Annotated in this window: 13 protein-coding genes and 3 tRNA genes; 11 read left to right on the top strand and 5 right to left on the bottom strand. The window is 46.4% G+C overall.

Features of this window, described 5'->3' with window-relative positions:
• Positions 1-50 precede the first annotated feature (50 nt).
• Positions 51-434 carry a hypothetical protein gene (locus M3P05_RS18190; protein ID WP_249701514.1) on the top strand — a complete coding sequence of 128 codons (384 nt, stop codon included), beginning with the start codon at positions 51-53 and terminating at the stop codon, positions 432-434.
• Between the two features lie 67 nt (positions 435-501).
• Here the strand turns inward: M3P05_RS18190 and fghA are convergent, their stop codons facing one another.
• Both fghA and M3P05_RS18180 read right to left on the bottom strand, forming a co-directional pair.
• Entirely contained in the window at positions 502-1353 is an 852-nt protein-coding gene (fghA, locus tag M3P05_RS18185) for an S-formylglutathione hydrolase (RefSeq protein ID WP_249701512.1), read from the bottom strand.
• A 66-nt stretch (positions 1354-1419) separates the two neighbouring features.
• Complete coding sequence (locus M3P05_RS18180) at positions 1420-2562, bottom strand: S-(hydroxymethyl)glutathione dehydrogenase/class III alcohol dehydrogenase (protein WP_249701511.1); 1143 nt, start codon at positions 2560-2562, stop codon at positions 1420-1422.
• A 283-nt stretch (positions 2563-2845) separates the two neighbouring features.
• Between M3P05_RS18180 and M3P05_RS18175 the strand changes: the two genes are divergently transcribed.
• Positions 2846-3169: a hypothetical protein gene (locus tag M3P05_RS18175; protein ID WP_249701510.1), complete on the top strand. Its 324-nt coding sequence runs from the start codon at positions 2846-2848 to the stop codon at positions 3167-3169.
• 85 nt (positions 3170-3254) lie between these two features.
• Here M3P05_RS18175 and M3P05_RS18170 read toward each other — a convergent pair whose 3' ends face one another.
• Positions 3255-3533 carry a hypothetical protein gene (locus tag M3P05_RS18170; RefSeq protein WP_249701508.1) on the bottom strand — a complete coding sequence of 93 codons (279 nt, stop codon included), beginning with the start codon at positions 3531-3533 and terminating at the stop codon, positions 3255-3257.
• A 295-nt stretch (positions 3534-3828) separates the two neighbouring features.
• On the opposite strand from M3P05_RS18170, the gene ihfA reads away from it, so the two are divergent.
• The 8 genes from ihfA to M3P05_RS18130 all read left to right on the top strand — a co-directional run bounded on the left by ihfA (position 3829) and on the right by M3P05_RS18130 (position 8057).
• Complete coding sequence (gene ihfA, locus M3P05_RS18165; RefSeq protein WP_249701507.1) at positions 3829-4137, top strand: integration host factor subunit alpha; 309 nt, start codon at positions 3829-3831, stop codon at positions 4135-4137.
• Positions 4112-4495: a MerR family transcriptional regulator gene (locus M3P05_RS18160; RefSeq protein ID WP_249701506.1), complete on the top strand. Its 384-nt coding sequence runs from the start codon at positions 4112-4114 to the stop codon at positions 4493-4495. The genes ihfA and M3P05_RS18160 overlap by 26 nt, the downstream gene beginning before the upstream one ends.
• A gap of 149 nt (positions 4496-4644) precedes the next feature.
• Positions 4645-4721 (top strand) — tRNA-Pro (locus tag M3P05_RS18155).
• An 81-nt stretch (positions 4722-4802) separates the two neighbouring features.
• Positions 4803-4879, top strand: a tRNA-Pro gene (locus tag M3P05_RS18150).
• Between the two features lie 138 nt (positions 4880-5017).
• Positions 5018-5094 (top strand) — tRNA-Pro (locus M3P05_RS18145).
• 66 nt (positions 5095-5160) lie between these two features.
• Positions 5161-5544 carry a nitrous oxide-stimulated promoter family protein gene (locus M3P05_RS18140; RefSeq protein ID WP_249701505.1) on the top strand — a complete coding sequence of 128 codons (384 nt, stop codon included), beginning with the start codon at positions 5161-5163 and terminating at the stop codon, positions 5542-5544.
• Between the two features lie 48 nt (positions 5545-5592).
• The gene (locus M3P05_RS18135; protein ID WP_249701504.1) at positions 5593-6234 is read left to right on the top strand and encodes a hypothetical protein; all 642 of its coding nucleotides are present in this window, start codon (positions 5593-5595) and stop codon (positions 6232-6234) included.
• Between the two features lie 80 nt (positions 6235-6314).
• Positions 6315-8057, top strand: a complete 1743-nt coding sequence (locus tag M3P05_RS18130) for a hypothetical protein (protein WP_249701503.1) — start codon at positions 6315-6317, stop codon at positions 8055-8057.
• Here the strand turns inward: M3P05_RS18130 and fliB are convergent.
• Positions 8054-9265 (bottom strand): flagellin lysine-N-methylase, encoded by a 1212-nt coding sequence (gene fliB, locus M3P05_RS18125; protein ID WP_249701502.1) that lies wholly within the window; start codon positions 9263-9265, stop codon positions 8054-8056. The genes M3P05_RS18130 and fliB overlap by 4 nt on opposite strands.
• A gap of 357 nt (positions 9266-9622) precedes the next feature.
• Between fliB and M3P05_RS18120 the strand changes: the two genes are divergently transcribed.
• The gene (locus tag M3P05_RS18120; protein ID WP_249701501.1) at positions 9623-14359 is read left to right on the top strand and encodes a hypothetical protein; all 4737 of its coding nucleotides are present in this window, start codon (positions 9623-9625) and stop codon (positions 14357-14359) included.
• A 32-nt stretch (positions 14360-14391) separates the two neighbouring features.
• Here the strand turns inward: M3P05_RS18120 and M3P05_RS18115 are convergent, their stop codons facing one another.
• On the bottom strand, positions 14392-15792 hold the full coding sequence (locus M3P05_RS18115; protein ID WP_249701500.1) for a protein kinase domain-containing protein: 1401 nt from the start codon (positions 15790-15792) through the stop codon (positions 14392-14394).
• Between the last annotated feature and the right edge of the window lie 68 nt (positions 15793-15860).

Raw genomic sequence — 15860 nt, 5'->3', positions numbered from 1 at the left:
GGAAATGTTAGAGTCAGTGATTAATCTCTTGGGCACATCAGGAAATTGAGATGTTTATTATGATCAAACGTTTATCTATCTGCTTGGGCATTATTGTTCTGTCTGCCTGCGCAGTTGAAAAACCGGCTACAGGCCATCAGAAAACACTGCTACAAGTGGCATCTTCTCTTAAAACAAAATTGATTTGTGAAGAAAAAGGAGGGATGTGGAAAAAAGTCGGAAAACTTCAAAGCTTTTCTTGTGTATTAACCGCAGGTGATAGTGGGGCTGCGTGCACTGACAGTAGTCAGTGTCAAATTGGTTGTGTTTGGAGTGGAAAAACGGTTCCCGCTGGAACTGAAGTTACAGGCCAATGTGCTGCAACGACTAATCTCTTTGGTTGTCATACACGTGTTTCTAATGGTCGTGCTGAACATACTCTCTGTATTGATTAAAATATGAAAATGCACAGAGTATTACTCTTGGTAAAGCGGGAGGGGGCGCTCCTCCCTGTCATGGTGTTTATTCTTCCCTTTGTGTACTGAGAGGCTTGGCATGAAAATCCAGATGATCATCAATAAAACTGGAGATAAAGAAGTAGCTGTGGTCGTAACCGGGCTGCATTCTTAACTCAAATGGTGAGTTATGCTTTTTGGCTGCGCTCATCAGGGTTTCCAGCTTAAGTTGCTCTTCCAGAAAGCTGTCTGCAGCTCCCTGATCTACCAGTATCGGCAACTCTGAGCGTTTTTCATTTAACAGCGAACAGGCATCGTAAGATTGCCATTGCTGACGGTCATGACCCAGATAGCTGGAAAAAGCCTTTTTCCCCCAAGGGCAATTTATTGGGTTGGAAATGGGAGCAAATGCTGAAATGGAACAATATCGGTCGGTGTTTCTCAGTCCAATGACCAGTGCGCCGTGTCCGCCCATACTATGCCCGGAGATGCTTCTTGCCTGACTTACGGGGAAATGTTCTTCAACAAGGGCAGGGAGTTCATCGACTATGTAATCGTACATTCGATAATGGTCGGCCCAAGGCGTTTCTGTGGCATTGACGTAGAAGCCTGCTCCCTGTCCCAGATCATAGCCATCGTCATCCGCTACCTGCTCGCCCCTCGGGCTGGTATCTGGAGCCACAATCGCAATACCCAACTCTGCCGCTTTTCGAAATGCCCCGGCCTTCTGCATAAAGTTCTCATCAGTGCAGGTTAAACCTGAGAGCCAGTACAGAACGGATACAGGATTATCCTGGCTGGCCTGAGGAGGCAGAAAAATAGCGAACCTCATAGTGCAGTTCAGACTGGTGGACTGGTGCGTATATTGTTTATGCCAACCTTGGAATACTTTGGTCTGGCTAATATTTTCAAGACTCATGGTCTACTCCATAGAAAGCGCCAGGCTTTTGCTTTGATTCTGAGCACGCCTGACGTAACAGCCTGATTACATATGAATAACGCTGCGGATACTTCTACCTTCATGCATTAAATCAAAGGCATTGTTAATGTCATCCAGTGGCATGGTGTGGGTAATAAACTCCTGCAGGCCAAATTTGCCAGCCAGGTACTGTTCAACAATCTCTGGCAGTTCGCTGCGGCCTTTGACGCCACCAAAAGCAGAACCACGCCATACACGGCCTGTGACCAGCTGGAAGGGGCGGGTAGAGATTTCCTGACCGGCACCTGCGACACCGATAATCACCGATTCTCCCCAGCCCTTGTGGCAGCACTCGAGTGCCTGGCGCATAACTTTGACATTACCGATGCATTCAAAAGAGAAATCCACGCCGCCATCGGTCATTTCAATAATCACATCCTGAATAGGCGCATCATGTTGCTGTGGGTTGATGACATCGGTGGCACCCAGTTTCTGGGCAAGCTCGAATTTGCTGTCATTAATATCAATACCAATAATCCGGCTGGCACCAGCCATTTTGGCTCCGATAATGGCTGACAGACCAATACCGCCCAGACCAAAAATGGCAACAGTATCGCCTTTCTGAACCTTGGCAGTATTCAGCACAGCACCCATGCCGGTGGTAACCCCACAACCTAACAGGCAGACCTCTTCCAGAGGTGCGGTTTTATTCACTTTGGCCAGGGAGATTTCAGGCAGAACTGTGTACTCAGAAAAGGTGGAGCAGCCCATATAGTGATAAATTGGCTGGCGATCCTTGGAGAAGCGAGAGGTGCCATCGGGCATCAAGCCTTTGCCCTGAGTGGCACGAACGGCCTGGCACAGGTTGGTTTTTCCAGAGAGACAGAACTTGCATTTCTTGCATTCTGCGGTGTAGAGCGGGATGACATGGTCGCCAACTTCCACGCTGGTCACGCCTTCACCAACCATCTCCACAATACCGCCGCCTTCATGGCCAAGGATGGCAGGGAATATCCCTTCAGGGTCTTCGCCAGAGAGGGTGAAGGCATCGGTATGGCAGACGCCTGTTGCCACAATGCGAACCAGAACTTCACCAGCCTTGGGGAGTTCTACATCTACCTCTTCCATTTTCAGTGGTTCACCGGCAGCCCATGCCACAGCTGCCTTGGACTTAATGGATGTCTGGCCGGGTTGGATATTCAGAGTCATAAATAGATCCTGCTGGGTAAGTGACAGAATCATTATATGCAGGTTGAGTGAATTAATAACCCCGGCACGACTCTACTGGATGCTGCCTGTGGAGGATTGGGCTTGATCCAGCTACCTGGTTATTACGTCAATGATGCCCTGAAGAGCGGGCAGCTGGAATGACGGTAATCGCCTTGCGCAGGTTTTTGTGGGTTTGTGTCTTGACGGTCTTTGCCTGTCGCCTACCTTTCATTTATCCGTATCTTCTATTGCGTTTGAGCGTCCTTCCGTGAGAGGTGTTGTTATGTCCGAAGATATTGCCTTCCGCATCCAGCTTGGCCTGATTCTTCCAAAGATCAAAGAGAAAATTGGCTCTGATCTTACCGGTATCGTGCAGGAACTGGCAGCTATCCTGCAGTCTGGCAGTGTTGATAGTGAGGGTGACCTTGAGGCTGACCTTGGTGCTATTAAGGAAATTTTTATGAAGGATATCGAGATCTATCTGGATAAAGAGGTTATGCCGGTGATCAGCGCTTCTCTGGCTCCAGCACAAGAGCCGGAAGCTGGCGTTGAAGAAGGTGCGGCGGAAGGTCAGGAAGGAGAGGCTGCCGCTGAACCTGAAGAATAATGACAGCATAATGAAACGCCTCTGGATAAATCTTCAGGGGCGAATAACTACCAGTGCAAATCGTGACTTGGCATCCAGCACCTTGCTAGACGCGTACTTTCATCAGAGCAGCAAAATATTCAGGAATAGTGAGATCGATACCATAAATTTCTTTCGCTTTTTTAAGCTGTTGCGGAAGAATCATATGAAGAAACCTTAAGGTGCTGATGTTTTGTTCAAGGCTCAGAAAACAAAAATCAATATTGTGTGAAAGTTGGGCAAGCTCCTTTTTGATATCTCCCGAAGCCTGAGTAAGTATCGTTTCAAACTGTCGGGCAACAGTGAAGCGGGCGTTTTTGATAATCTCTTTCTTCTGTGAATTCATGAAATTGAAATCGTTTTTTGGCTCTTGTGGGCTGTATTTAAAGCGGAGATCTGATTGTGGTTATAGAGTCTCAGCTCGCGAATGGGTATTGCGGATTGTTCTTAAGTGGTTGGCTACAGAAATATGAGGTCAAAAAGTGCCTGATCTTCGGTTTTTTGGGGTATTGTAAGTAGCTAACTCGCTGACAGACTTGATATTTTCCTCGGCTGGCTTCATTCTACGAATTAACGACTACAAGTCGGGTTGCAATAACGCTGCAAATAGATACTAATGATTGCATCGAGGATGTAAGGCCATGGGGGCGCTAACCAAGGCAGAAATCGCTGAAAGGTTACACGAAGAGCTTGGGCTGAACAAAAGGGAAGCCCGGGATATGGTCGATATGTTTTTTGAGGAAATCCGTTCGGCGCTGGAGAGCAATGAACAGGTGAAACTCTCAGGTTTTGGTAATTTCGATCTTCGGGATAAAGGGGAGCGTCCAGGACGTAATCCCAAGACCGGAGAGGAGATACCCATTACACCCAGGCGTGTCGTAACGTTTAAGCCTGGCCAGAAACTCAGGGCAAGAGTTGAGGCTTATGCAGGAACTCCTTCCGACGATTGAAGAAAAGGCCGAAACAGATCCATCCGGGTTGCCGTCCATTCCCGGTAAACGCTATTTCACTATCGGTGAAGTGGCGGATCTCTGTTTGGTAAAACCACATGTTCTGCGTTACTGGGAGCAGGAGTTCGATCATATCAAGCCGGTGAAACGCCGGGGTAACCGACGTTACTATATGCGACAGGATGTTCTTAACATCCGCCAGATTCGTAGTCTTCTTTATGAACAGGGGTATACCATTCCCGGAGCAAGGGCTCGTCTGGCTGGGGAAAGTGAGCATCAGGACAGTAGTCAGTACCGTCAGCTGATCAGGCAGACGATTAAGGAGCTCGAAGAGATTCGCGCCTGGCTAAAACGATAAATATCAATAGGTTATATTCATATTTTGGTTCTGTTTTTATCTGAAAACGGTAAAAATAACCACCCTTATCCCCTTGCTGAAACAGCGTATTTTCGATAGCATTCGCTCCGTTCTCAACTGCTGAGACAAGGTCGCATAGATCGAAAGATCGGAGCGTAGCGCAGCCTGGTAGCGCACCACAATGGGGTTGTGGGGGTCGGAGGTTCGAATCCTCTCGCTCCGACCAGATTTCAGCAGTCACAGAAGTTAAAGGACTGTCTTGCTAGTTGAATTTTCCATTCGATTCAGTAAGATACGCCGCGTCTTTCGGAGCGTAGCGCAGCCTGGTAGCGCACCACAATGGGGTTGTGGGGGTCGGAGGTTCGAATCCTCTCGCTCCGACCAGATTTTAAAATAAAACTGGTCGTGATTTTTTGATGATTATCTTTCTCAGTTTTATCAGTAATTATTAATATTTTGCAGTTAAATTGCTATGTAACCTCTTGAGTTTCAAAGGTAAACGATTTAGCATGCAGGTCAATTCGGAGCGTAGCGCAGCCTGGTAGCGCACCACAATGGGGTTGTGGGGGTCGGAGGTTCGAATCCTCTCGCTCCGACCAGTATTTAAAAAGCGCACACCTAATGGTGTGCGCTTTTTTGCGTGTTGTCGTAGGAGATATTCAGCTATGACAAAAACATTTTTTAATTCCAGCAGGCTGGAACGTGAAAACAGAACAGTTCAAAAAATGATTGAACTGTATTGTCATCATCACCACCGCAATGGTCTCAAGGGCTGTTGCTCCAAGTGTCGTGAGCTGCAGGATTTTGCAGAGCGTCGTCTGTCACGTTGCATTTACGGGCCAGAAAAACCGGTTTGCGCCAAGTGTCCGGTGCACTGCTATAAGCCAGCACAGCGGGAACAGATTCGGATTATTATGCGCTGGGCTGGCCCTCGCATGTTGCTGCATAGTCCGGTTTTGGCTATCAGACATCTGCTTGATGAACGCAGACCCGTTCCTCCCTGGCCGGGCAAGAAGTCCAGGAAAAAAAAGGAGGAGTATACTCCTTGATAAAATGATGGCTACACTGCAGTGCTTTCTCTCTCAGGAGCGCAGTGTATGTCGGTACGTACGGGGTTGATTCATCTTCTCTGCATCCTTTTTCTCTTCCCTATCTATGCGGCAGCGGAACAGCTTGACGACCAGTGGCTGAACCAGAAGCTTCACAAATATAAACCCCGTATCGAGTTGTGGCAGAACGGATGGCTTGCCGTTCATGGAACATCTGCTGTGGCAGATGCCTACAGGGCTTCAAGAACCCATAACAGAGCCTGTGAGCGCGTCCATGCTGTGAGTGCAGCTTCTGCAGCACTGGGTGCTGCAGACCTTCTCTTCAGACCTGTCATTCCAAATCAAAGCAATGATGATCCAGAGCAGCAGATGCGTACGCTGGCTGAAAATATCCGCTGGCGTAAATCCTGGAAAGGTCATTTTGATGGCTGGCTGACTGCGATTGCGGGGGCCTTTATCACGGCTGCCGGCCCTGGTAAGGATTCCGATGCTGTAGAGTTCTTTCTGCTGGCAGGGTTGGTGACAGAGCTTGAGATCTGGTCACTGCCGTCTGGAGCTGTGAAGGACTGGGATCGATATCTTTCAGGTCATCATGAAGGTTTCCCTTCTCGTAAGAGAGACTCCTCACCGTCGCATGCTCCTCTGGTTCAGACTATTCCCCATGGCCTGAAGCTGACCTGGCTCTTTTAAACAAAATTTTTACGGGGTATGTGCTGAAAAGTGGATTGAGCTTCTAGATTTATTACAAGACCAAAACTGGAATGGATTCCATGACTTCAGCACTGCCTCCTGCATCACCCGGTGCTCAACACCCGGTGACACCTACATCAGATAGCCATGTCACGGGTACTCCTGGGGAAACAAATTCATTTGCAGGGAGGGATACTGCAACAGTCGATCAACCCGCGCAACTGAGTGGACATCAGAGACCTGCAGCTCCGGGGAAGGGGCTGGATGAGCGCAAGGCGGCTTCAGCAGGCAATAACAGTCAGCTGCCATCAGTCAAAGGCAGCGAAGCTGATCAGTTAAAAGCCCAAAAGGCTGATTTGCTGAAAAAGGCGGACGAGGCGCTGACTGAATTAGGGCAGGGTAGCCTTATTGATCAGGCAATTGGTGCTTTGAACGGAAGCGATGGTGGCTCTGCGGCGCAGAAGCAGGAGTTGATAATAACAGTCGAACCCCCGCCAGATTTTAAGCCAGTTAATGTATTTCCGCCGGATCCCTCTCTGTCTCCTGAAGATCTGAAAAAATATCAGGGTATAGCCTTGGCTGCCCTGAATGGTTATAAGGCCAAACATCCGCTTCCTGATGACGGTAAGCAGGCTTTGCAGAAAGTGGTGTCTGATAGTAAAGCTGAGCTAACCAAGCTTCAGGCCCGCTTTACAGAATTGAAAGTTGAAGGTGAAGATGGGCCTGCTGAACTGGAAAAACTCAAGGGGCGTGCCTATTCCTTTGAGCTGAAGGATGAAGAGGGTAATGTTTCCCTCAAGCCAGTAGCCAACCCATCGACCGATGATGTCAAGAAGGCTTATCAGGCGAAAGAGCAGGGAGCAGCAGAAGCGGGAAGTGATGCGGCAAAACCGGCTCAACCTGGCCAGAGACAGCGGCAAGGTGGGCAGGCTGTTCCCCAGCCTGGAAATGTTCCGCCACCGCCCCCACCACCAGTATCATTAAAGGCTGAGGCTATGCCCCCAATTCAGGATATTCAAAGAGGCCCTGCTGATATTACCTCCCCGGCAATATCGTTCCTTGGGCAATCGTCAGAGAGTCAGTATGCACCGATATACAAGACTGGCAACGGCAATCCCGGTGATGATGCGGCTGGCAATATTGCTTCGATGAATGCTGGTGATAAGAAAATGTACCTGGGAGGCGGAACCATCAACGGCGCCCATGCCAGTGCGATATCACAGTCTACGCAACTGCAGGTGAATGCTTTTGAACCCTTCCATAATCAGGTTCTGAAACTCAAGACTGATGACAGAGGGTTTAAAGTCCCTCAAGCAGGCGGAATTGGGGCTCCCCATCTGGCTTATACCATTGCCAAAGAGGGGGATCCAGAGACAAAGGTGGGCAGTGCTTTTGTTCATATCTTTAAGCAGGGTCAGTGCCCTTATGGTGATGATGAAAATCGTTCCATGGTTTATATCGTGCCACCCAATGGCGCTGAGTATAGCGATCGGGATCAGTTTTTAGCTGCTGTTCAGGCAACAGCCTTTAATACCTTTGAGACATTGCAGGAATATAACGTTCGGGCCAGCCAGCAGGATAGCTCTCTGCCATTGGTTGAAACTTTCCGGGTCTGCCGCTTCAGTAGTGATGGCTATGTCTTTCCCGGCCTTGATGGAAAAGAGGTTGCACTGGCAATTCAGCGAGGTTTTCAACAGGCAGCGGATAAAATCAAGAATGATGGCCACAAACTGCTGGTTAAGGAGCTTCAGTATGAAGATGGCAAAGATAAGAACTTCTCCTCTGCCGGAATTCAGGGTGGGGCAGGCAGAGTAGCCCCCTAGGGAGAACTCTCAATTTTTAGCAGGGCCATCATCTGTATGGGGTTTCCTAAACCAACATGATTCAGATAGGCAAACAACTTTTCCAGAAAAGGTGGATGATGGTCAAATCCCCGGGACAGAGCGTGAACGACACCAATCATAAGCTCATCGCTGCCATTTTCTTTTGCCAATACAGACAGATAGGTACGGATAATACTGTATTGCACCAGGAAATCGCTGTATTTGTGCATTAACTCTGCGCCTTGCAGGTAGCAAAGGTCAGATGAATAGATCCAGTGCTGGAAGAAGTTGGTAAATGCCTGGCTCTTCTCTGAGGCAATGGGTTGAAAATGCTTCTTGTAGCCCTTGCGGATAAGGGCAATCAGATCAACATTCCCGTCTACGGCATAATCACGCTTCAATATGTCCTGAAACTGTTGATGATAATCAGCCAGGACAGAGTTAATTTTCCAGTAGGATGGGGCCATCAGCAGATGTTTCAGCACTTCTGCCTGGATGGTAATTCCATCCGGCAGGCTCTGGTACATTCTGGAAAAGATGGCGTTTTGCTGCATGGTCTCAAATGTCGCAAAAACCCGAGATGGGTCCTCACCATTTATCTGGCTGATTGAGACAAAATTTAATAGAACCCCCAGTCTGTAAAGCCGCTCATCCGGCGATATATCAATATCTGAAACAGTGGTCATGGCTGATAACCGAAATTGTTCAAAATATTCAGGTTGCTGATGAAAAGTGGTCGTTGGGATTGAATCCGATTCAATCAACTGATTTTTCATCTGCATGGCATTTTCATCCAGCAGGATCAGCCGGGCCGCCTGCGGGCAGGATATTGACAGACTTGGCTCTAATCCCTCCGGGGTGCGTGTAAGACGACGGGGATAAGTGCGGCAGGTTTCAGAGAGAAGATCTTCTCCAAGCTGTTTATGGATTTCACACAGACCATCATCCCTGCGGTAGGCCGGGCAGATACTATCGTTGCCCATGGTCATTCGCCTGTAATCCATATCAGTCGGGTTATCAGGGGTATGGGTTGATTCTCTGGACAGGTCAGAGAGATAGGTATCCTGGGTAACCTGCCATAAATCCCAGGTTTTCTGATCAATTGATATACACCAGTTGTGACAGCAGTTATTTTCGCAATCCGGGCCAATACAGGAAAACTTCTGGTAATAGCGGGGAACTCCGGTCTGTCTGGGTTTGGTATCCATACCTGACGATTCTCACAATAATTGGAATGTGGAAGCTCCTGAAGAATGAAATTAAGTATTGAAGGGTAATCAACAGCTGTAAATTTCGGAGGCTGATTATTTATATTTAATAGGGGTTTGCTTTACTGAAGGTTAGGGGAAGCTACAGAGTCGGCAGCCGGTTTGGATATAGGCAAAACTGGAGGAAAGAAAACTCACGGATACACACCTCCTCCAGAGGGCAGGGCGGGTGATAACCGTCGTGTCCCAAATCCGAAAAAGAAGATTCCCCAGCATACTGACTCTTCGCCCTTACCAGATACCCGGCTTTCTGAGCGAAAAACTGATAGACCAGCCTTCTTTCCTCCAGATCACCCTTTGGTAACCGAGCCCGATTTCCCATTACCCGATCCCGACGATTACGCTGAAGATCGTATTGAGGCTTTTAAAAGAGGCCTCCAAAAAGCCATTAATGATGGGCTTACAGAAGCTGATATTCTCGATCGCTGGAGATCCTGGTATGCAGTAAGAGATCCGGACAAAGGAGATATCTATAGAAAGGTCTATGCGGGGTACAACCGTACAGATTATCCCCGAAGTACTGCTCACTCCAGTACGCTGGCGCTTGATGAACCCCTGGCTGTCACTTTCAGTAAAACCCAGCATACTGTGCGAGAACTGATCAATCATTTTGAAGGTCACGGTGGCCCTCTGGTACCAGCTGATTCATGGGTTGGTAAGAGAGTGGGATTTGGTTCGGCTTCAATTGACAGTGACGAGCCAAGGTCGCCTGATACACCTGACCACTTATCTGGTCTGGAACGACAGACATCAGAGCTGGAAAGTGAGGTTGAAACATCCCTTGACGATATTGGAAAGTCACTGAAATCCGGAAGAAAAACCCTGACACAGCTTGAAGAGGCCAGTCAGCGGCTCTCAGAAAGTAATAAGGAAGGGATTTCAATAGCGCATAAAGCTTCAGAACTGAAAAGGAAAACCCGTACCCTCGATACTCATACCCGGACATTGTCCAGCCGGGTTGGCCAGCAAGGGCAGAGTGTTGATCAGCCAGGGCAAGGGGCAGTGGCTGTTGAGCGTGTCAGGGCAAGAATCAACAAGTTGGAGGAAGATCTGCGACTGACAGCAGAGGAGTGCCGCAGGCATCAGGAACATTGCCAGGAGCTTGAAGAGTTTTTAAGTCAGCAGAAACAGGAATCACAGTACTGGAAAGCTGAGTTTGAAGCTAAACGCTCTGAGGCAGAGCGCCTTGAACTCGAAAACAATGCCTATATGGAGCGTGAGAGGCAGCAGCGGGTAAAACTCCAGGCTTTGAAACAAGATGTGCTGAAACTCAAAGAAGTTCAGGGGCTGCAACTCCAGCGTAAGAAAGAAGTTGAACGTAGATTAGATCTGGCAGAGCAGGGAAATACTAAGTTCCAAAGCCAGATATCAAAGCTCAGGGCATTAAACCGTCAGCTGCATAAGCAGGTTGAAACAGGAAGGGTTGCACTGCAGCAGCAAGAGGATCGGGTTAAATCTGCTGAAGAGGAGCTGGCGAGAACCCGTGCACAGTTAGTATCTTCAGAGGCAAAGCTCGAGCAGCAAAAAAATGTCCTGGATAGTTACAAGGCAAAACTTGTTGAAACCGAAGGAAAAGTTTCTGAATTACAAGGAGATTTGTCGACAAAAATCTCAGAAAGTCAAAACCTTCGAGTTGCTCTTCATCAAAGAGAGCAGGAGTTTGATCAGGTTTTACGTGATCTTCAAAATCAGGTTGGGGAGTGGAAAAGTAGAGCCAAACTACGCATGGATGAGAGAGATCATGCCCGTGTCCAATGTACTGAGGCTAGGCTTAAACTTGCAAAGGTTTCAACAGAACTGTTTAGTCTTAAAGAAAACGTGGAAAAATTTAAAGGGGTATATGATTGGCTGAGTACCGAAGCGTCACAAATTCGTGACGAACTGGAGGCGGAGATAAAGCTTAGGGTTAAGGTCGAAGAGGAACTTGATCAATATAAGAAAACGCATAGTGGTATCAAAAGTGCCCTCAAATCGAGTGGTGTGAATTTCGGGGAAACGGTGAATACGGCGGTAGCTGTCACTCAGCTGGTAAATACTCTTGGCCAGGCTAGTGCAGATGTTTCACGGCTCAGTAAAAATAATGAAAAGCTTGAAATACAGCTGGCTACTGCTCAGGGCCTTGAGCAAAAAGCAAATTCTGATCTGGAGAGGGTTAAGGGGGAGTCGAATAAAGCCAAGCTTGAGTTAGTAGGGGTGAGAGCTCAACTTGTAAGGAGTGAGCAGGCTGTAAAAAAATATTCAGATGAGTTTTCTGGCTTAAAGCAAAGCAATGGAAAGCTTCTGGAAGAAATTGAAGCACTTAAAGCAGAGAATGAAACTTTAAGAGTTGGTCGTCAGAGTGATGGAGTTGAATTAGAAGAGCTGAAGCATTCCCATCAGCAGCAGGTTGATAAGATCCAAAAAATGGAAGCTCAGCATCAAGTGATTTTATTAGAGCATGAAGCTGCCGTTGGTTCCCAGAACAAAGAGATATCTGAATTAAGAGAGCAACTAGGCAGTGCTTCTGATGAACTGAAAAACCATAAACAAAAGATAAGTAAACTCCAGAGTGAAGGTGCTGACGTAAGAGGGAAGCTGGAGGCATCAGAGGAATTGAGGGCAAGCGAGCGTAAAGAAAATAAACGGCTGGGAATGAAGCTGGCTAAGCAAGAGGCTCAATTAGCGGAGCTGGAGACAGAAAAAAATCGTGCTGTACGAGATTTAAAGACAAAGGGAGATCAGGTACTTCTACAGCAACAAAAAATGCAAGATATGGAAGGGGAGTTAGGCGAACTAAGGAGCCAGCTTTCTAGCAAACAACATGAACTCGAAGCTAAAAATGACCAAATTCAGCAAGAACGAGATAGAGTTCTTGCCCTTGAAATAAAGATTTCGGCAGCGGAAGAAGACTCCACCCAAAAAGCTGACAGGATAAAGCTTTTGGATGTACATGTTGCGGAGTTAACTCAGCTTGTTGAGAGCACAAAAGCTGAGGCTGATAAAGCTGACAAGCAGACTAAAGAATACAAAGATGAAATTGACCAAAAAAACTTGGAAATAGCTAAACTTGTTGAAGCTCAAAGGAAAGCTGATCTTGAGTTTTATCATGAAAGAGAAACTTTAGATAAAGAACTGAAATTACAAAGTGATATTTATGATCAGCAAAAGAGCGCATGGGAAACTGAAAAATTAAACGCACAAAGACTTGAAAAAGAAAGATCTCGTCAGATTGAAGATCTTGAGAGACGGCTTGAAGAAACAAAGAGCAAGTATGATCAGGTCAGAGATGCAAGCAGCGAATATGAAGCATCCCGTAATGAGTTCGAATGTAATTATAAGAGGCTTGAGAAGAAAGTTGGTGAATTATTTCAAGCTAACACTGCTCTTGAAGAAGAGATTGAAAATATTGATGCACATAAGCTGAGAGAAGAGCAGGAACGCCACATAAAAGCTGAAAAATTACTCCAACAGAAGTTGAAGGAGGAGGAGGAGAAAGAAGATATTATTAGAGTTGCCAAAGGTCTAGAGCAAAGGAATCGGGTACTGGCCACTGTACTGAAGATGTGGAAAGGTGCTTACAGGGAACAAGAGCAAACAGTAGCCAGGCAAAAACTTGAACTGGAAAAACTTCAACCCATTGAGGCTCAATATGAAGAGTTGGCCCAGCATGTGAGTGAGCTTCAGGCTAAGTGGGTTCAGCTTAACGAATCGGTAGATATTGCATTGGGAGAGAAAAATCCAGGGGAATCCGGTATGACGACTGGTAGGAACCTGGCAGAGGAACTTGAACTTGCCAAATCTGATGATAGCCTGAATGACAGTCAAATTGATGGACTGAGCCGTCATCAAAAACTAATAACTATGGGAATTGATCCTGATAGTGTTCCTGATAAAGTCTCTTCATATGTAAAACGTACCGAAAAACAAAGCTATGATCTCAATAGACAGATTAATATACTGATAGAAAAAGTTGATCAACTACAAAATGATATAAAACGCAAAACAGCTTCATGGAAGGCAGTGCAGGAAGAGTATCTCAGACTTCAGGATAGATTTGGTGATGATATTGAAGCAGGAATGGATGAAATTCTTGCCAAGTTGGAAAAGGCTAAAGCTCATGTCCTGAAAGTTGATGCTGAAAAGAACTGGCGTATCAAGCATTTGGAGACAGAACTGCAAAAGCAGAAAGAAAATGAGGCGAGCCAGTTGGAAAGATTGAATGCAATGATTGATGAATATGAAGCTTATGATTCTGGGTTGGATTCTTCAGCTTCAGAAACCTCATTGTTTGAAGGTGAAGGGAATTCTCATGCGCCTGAGGAGTCCTCGCTGGTGAAGAGTAAAGAAAAAGAACTTTCTCGTGTCCAGCGGAAGTTAAATGCCAAAGTTGAAAGCTACGACGCTCTAGAACAATCAGCAGATGAAATGCGAAGAGAAATTGAACAGAATAAACTGCACGCTCAACATATAGCTAAGCATTCACTACTTCTGGCAGATCAACTAGCTGGAATGTATAGAAGGATGGTGAAGACAACCCAGTATGTTATTGAAGGCTTAGGAGACTCTGATACTGAACGAAATTTCCCGGAAGTTGCGGCAGTTAAGAGCATGCTTAAGGATATTCTCATAGAGTCACGGGTTGAAGAAACAGGCTGGGATGATGTTACATATAAAATGAAAAAACTTGGTGTTCACCCCAAAATTGATAAGGAACATATAAATGCAGGAGCTATGGCTATACTCCGCGATTTTGCAGGTTTTCTGAATGCTCAGTACCCAGACCAGGCTTCTGAAGAGGATGTGACTGATGAAGAGAGCACTCTTAAGGTGAAGAGTGCAGTTGTTATTCCTGAACGGCAGCTATCGGGCTCTTCAACTATCTCCAGCCCAAGCCGAAAAAGTTCATTGGATGAAAGCCCTGGTGTATCTGATACCGGGAGTAATGATAGTGGATATAATGTCCGCAAACACCGAGAGACGTTTAATGTAGATAAACCAGTTATTGACGATCCGGTTCAAGTGAATCTAGTTAGTGTTAATTCGTCCTGTCAATAAATAAAGACTCGCACAGCTGCTTTTTCCTCGTTTTAATCATTTGCTTTACTATTCTCAGGCTTTACTGGTTTGCCAGCAACTGGTGGCCCTTGTCGGGAAATACTACCAACACTTTGAGTTGTTAAGAAAAAACGCAGTAGAACCAACGGCTCACGTTTTGTGGGTTCGACAAGGTTAACTCCATTAATAATTCTACGAAGTTTTCTATGTTCGAGTGTCTTGTCAAAAGCTTCGTGGAAACCGATAACTGGCAGAACCATTGATGATTCACGTGGATAATCAACAGTGAAAATATGGGCATGCACACACATTCTCAAAACTGTTTGCCCAAGTGAATAGAGATCAGACTTTTTCCCCTGAGGTAATTTCTTTCTGGCTTCCGGGGACATATACATAGGTGAGCCAGACGCGTCCTTTGGGCATGTCCATCTAATATCTTTTGCCAGACCAAAGTCGAAAAGACGAAGCAGCCCTGTTGAGTCGATAGCCAGATTAGCAGGCTTGATATCACGGTGGAGAATATATCTCCCATGTAAATATGTGAGTGCTGACATTAACTGGCCTGTCCAGTCAAGAATATGTTTGCCATGTTCAGAGCCAGGGATACTTGTCAAAACCTTATAGGGATGTTTTCCGCAGTACTCTGTATACAGCACAAGTTCCAGGTGATGTTCATCTGAAAAAACTGAACAGCCAAGAAAGCGGCAAATATTATGGTGATGCAGTTTTTCATGGATACTTTTTTCGCTGGCAAGATAAGACAGGTTAAGTTTCCTGCGCTTGCTACTGAAGTTCGTCATAATTCTTGTACGGGATACCCAGGGGGCGCAGCTCCCATCCTCTGCCGGGTAGTGTAAACGGGCTTCTGTCTCTAAAGTTGTCTTGTTCTTTTCGTCATTATCTGTTCTTTGGCAAAGATTTTTGCTTTTTGACTTCAACTCTGCAGGAGGCTGATAATGAAATGCCCCCAGCAGGAGTCTATTACCTTCACTGTCAGGCGTGCTTTCAGGGCTGTCATCAGAGGGTTGTAACCCTTCGACAATTTTTTTATTGCTGGGAGTTGGTAATGATGTGGAATCCTGAGGCTGATCATTGGCAGGTTCATCATCAGCTTTAGAATCTGCCTTGCTGTCCTCAAAAACGATACTGGAACCGCCAGCACTGATTTTACGTCCAGGCAAATTAGTTAAGCTCTCTTTGGAAATGGATGATACATTTCCCTGCGAGACAGTAGTGTATCCACTGTTGTCTTCTTCTAATGGATTTTGATTGAGTTCAGGGGTGGATGTCCGGCTACATTTTCGATGGCTCCACATACCTGTTTCATTATCACTGGTCAGTGATTCTTCTTCCGTGTTCCCCTCGAGAAGTCTAGCCGCTTCTTCCAGCGTAATAAATTGATCAACTCCTTCAAGTAAGCTTGTTCTGAACATATCCCTGTCTCATCAACACCAAAGGAGTATTGTTGATAGAACTGAAGTATATGGAAATAACAGGGCTG

This window comes from Parendozoicomonas callyspongiae, assembly GCF_023502345.1.
GTDB classification, from domain to species: Bacteria; Pseudomonadota; Gammaproteobacteria; order Pseudomonadales; family Endozoicomonadaceae; genus Sansalvadorimonas; species Sansalvadorimonas callyspongiae.
Note: the sequence above shows the minus strand (reverse complement) of the source record. Positions and strands in the feature narration are given on the sequence as shown.

What these genes read in the sequence shown, in the direction of transcription:
- M3P05_RS18190 (WP_249701514.1), top strand. Translation starts at nt 51, where the DNA reads ATGTTTATTATGATCAAACGTTTATCTATCTGCTTGGGCATTATTGTT.
- fghA (WP_249701512.1), bottom strand. Translation starts at nt 1,353, where the DNA reads ATGAGTCTTGAAAATATTAGCCAGACCAAAGTATTCCAAGGTTGGCAT.
- M3P05_RS18180 (WP_249701511.1), bottom strand. Translation starts at nt 2,562, where the DNA reads ATGACTCTGAATATCCAACCCGGCCAGACATCCATTAAGTCCAAGGCA.
- M3P05_RS18175 (WP_249701510.1), top strand. Translation starts at nt 2,846, where the DNA reads ATGTCCGAAGATATTGCCTTCCGCATCCAGCTTGGCCTGATTCTTCCA.
- M3P05_RS18170 (WP_249701508.1), bottom strand. Translation starts at nt 3,533, where the DNA reads ATGAATTCACAGAAGAAAGAGATTATCAAAAACGCCCGCTTCACTGTT.
- ihfA (WP_249701507.1), top strand. Translation starts at nt 3,829, where the DNA reads ATGGGGGCGCTAACCAAGGCAGAAATCGCTGAAAGGTTACACGAAGAG.
- M3P05_RS18160 (WP_249701506.1), top strand. Translation starts at nt 4,112, where the DNA reads ATGCAGGAACTCCTTCCGACGATTGAAGAAAAGGCCGAAACAGATCCA.
- M3P05_RS18140 (WP_249701505.1), top strand. Translation starts at nt 5,161, where the DNA reads ATGACAAAAACATTTTTTAATTCCAGCAGGCTGGAACGTGAAAACAGA.
- M3P05_RS18135 (WP_249701504.1), top strand. Translation starts at nt 5,593, where the DNA reads ATGTCGGTACGTACGGGGTTGATTCATCTTCTCTGCATCCTTTTTCTC.
- M3P05_RS18130 (WP_249701503.1), top strand. Translation starts at nt 6,315, where the DNA reads ATGACTTCAGCACTGCCTCCTGCATCACCCGGTGCTCAACACCCGGTG.
- fliB (WP_249701502.1), bottom strand. Translation starts at nt 9,265, where the DNA reads ATGGATACCAAACCCAGACAGACCGGAGTTCCCCGCTATTACCAGAAG.
- M3P05_RS18115 (WP_249701500.1), bottom strand. Translation starts at nt 15,792, where the DNA reads ATGTTCAGAACAAGCTTACTTGAAGGAGTTGATCAATTTATTACGCTG.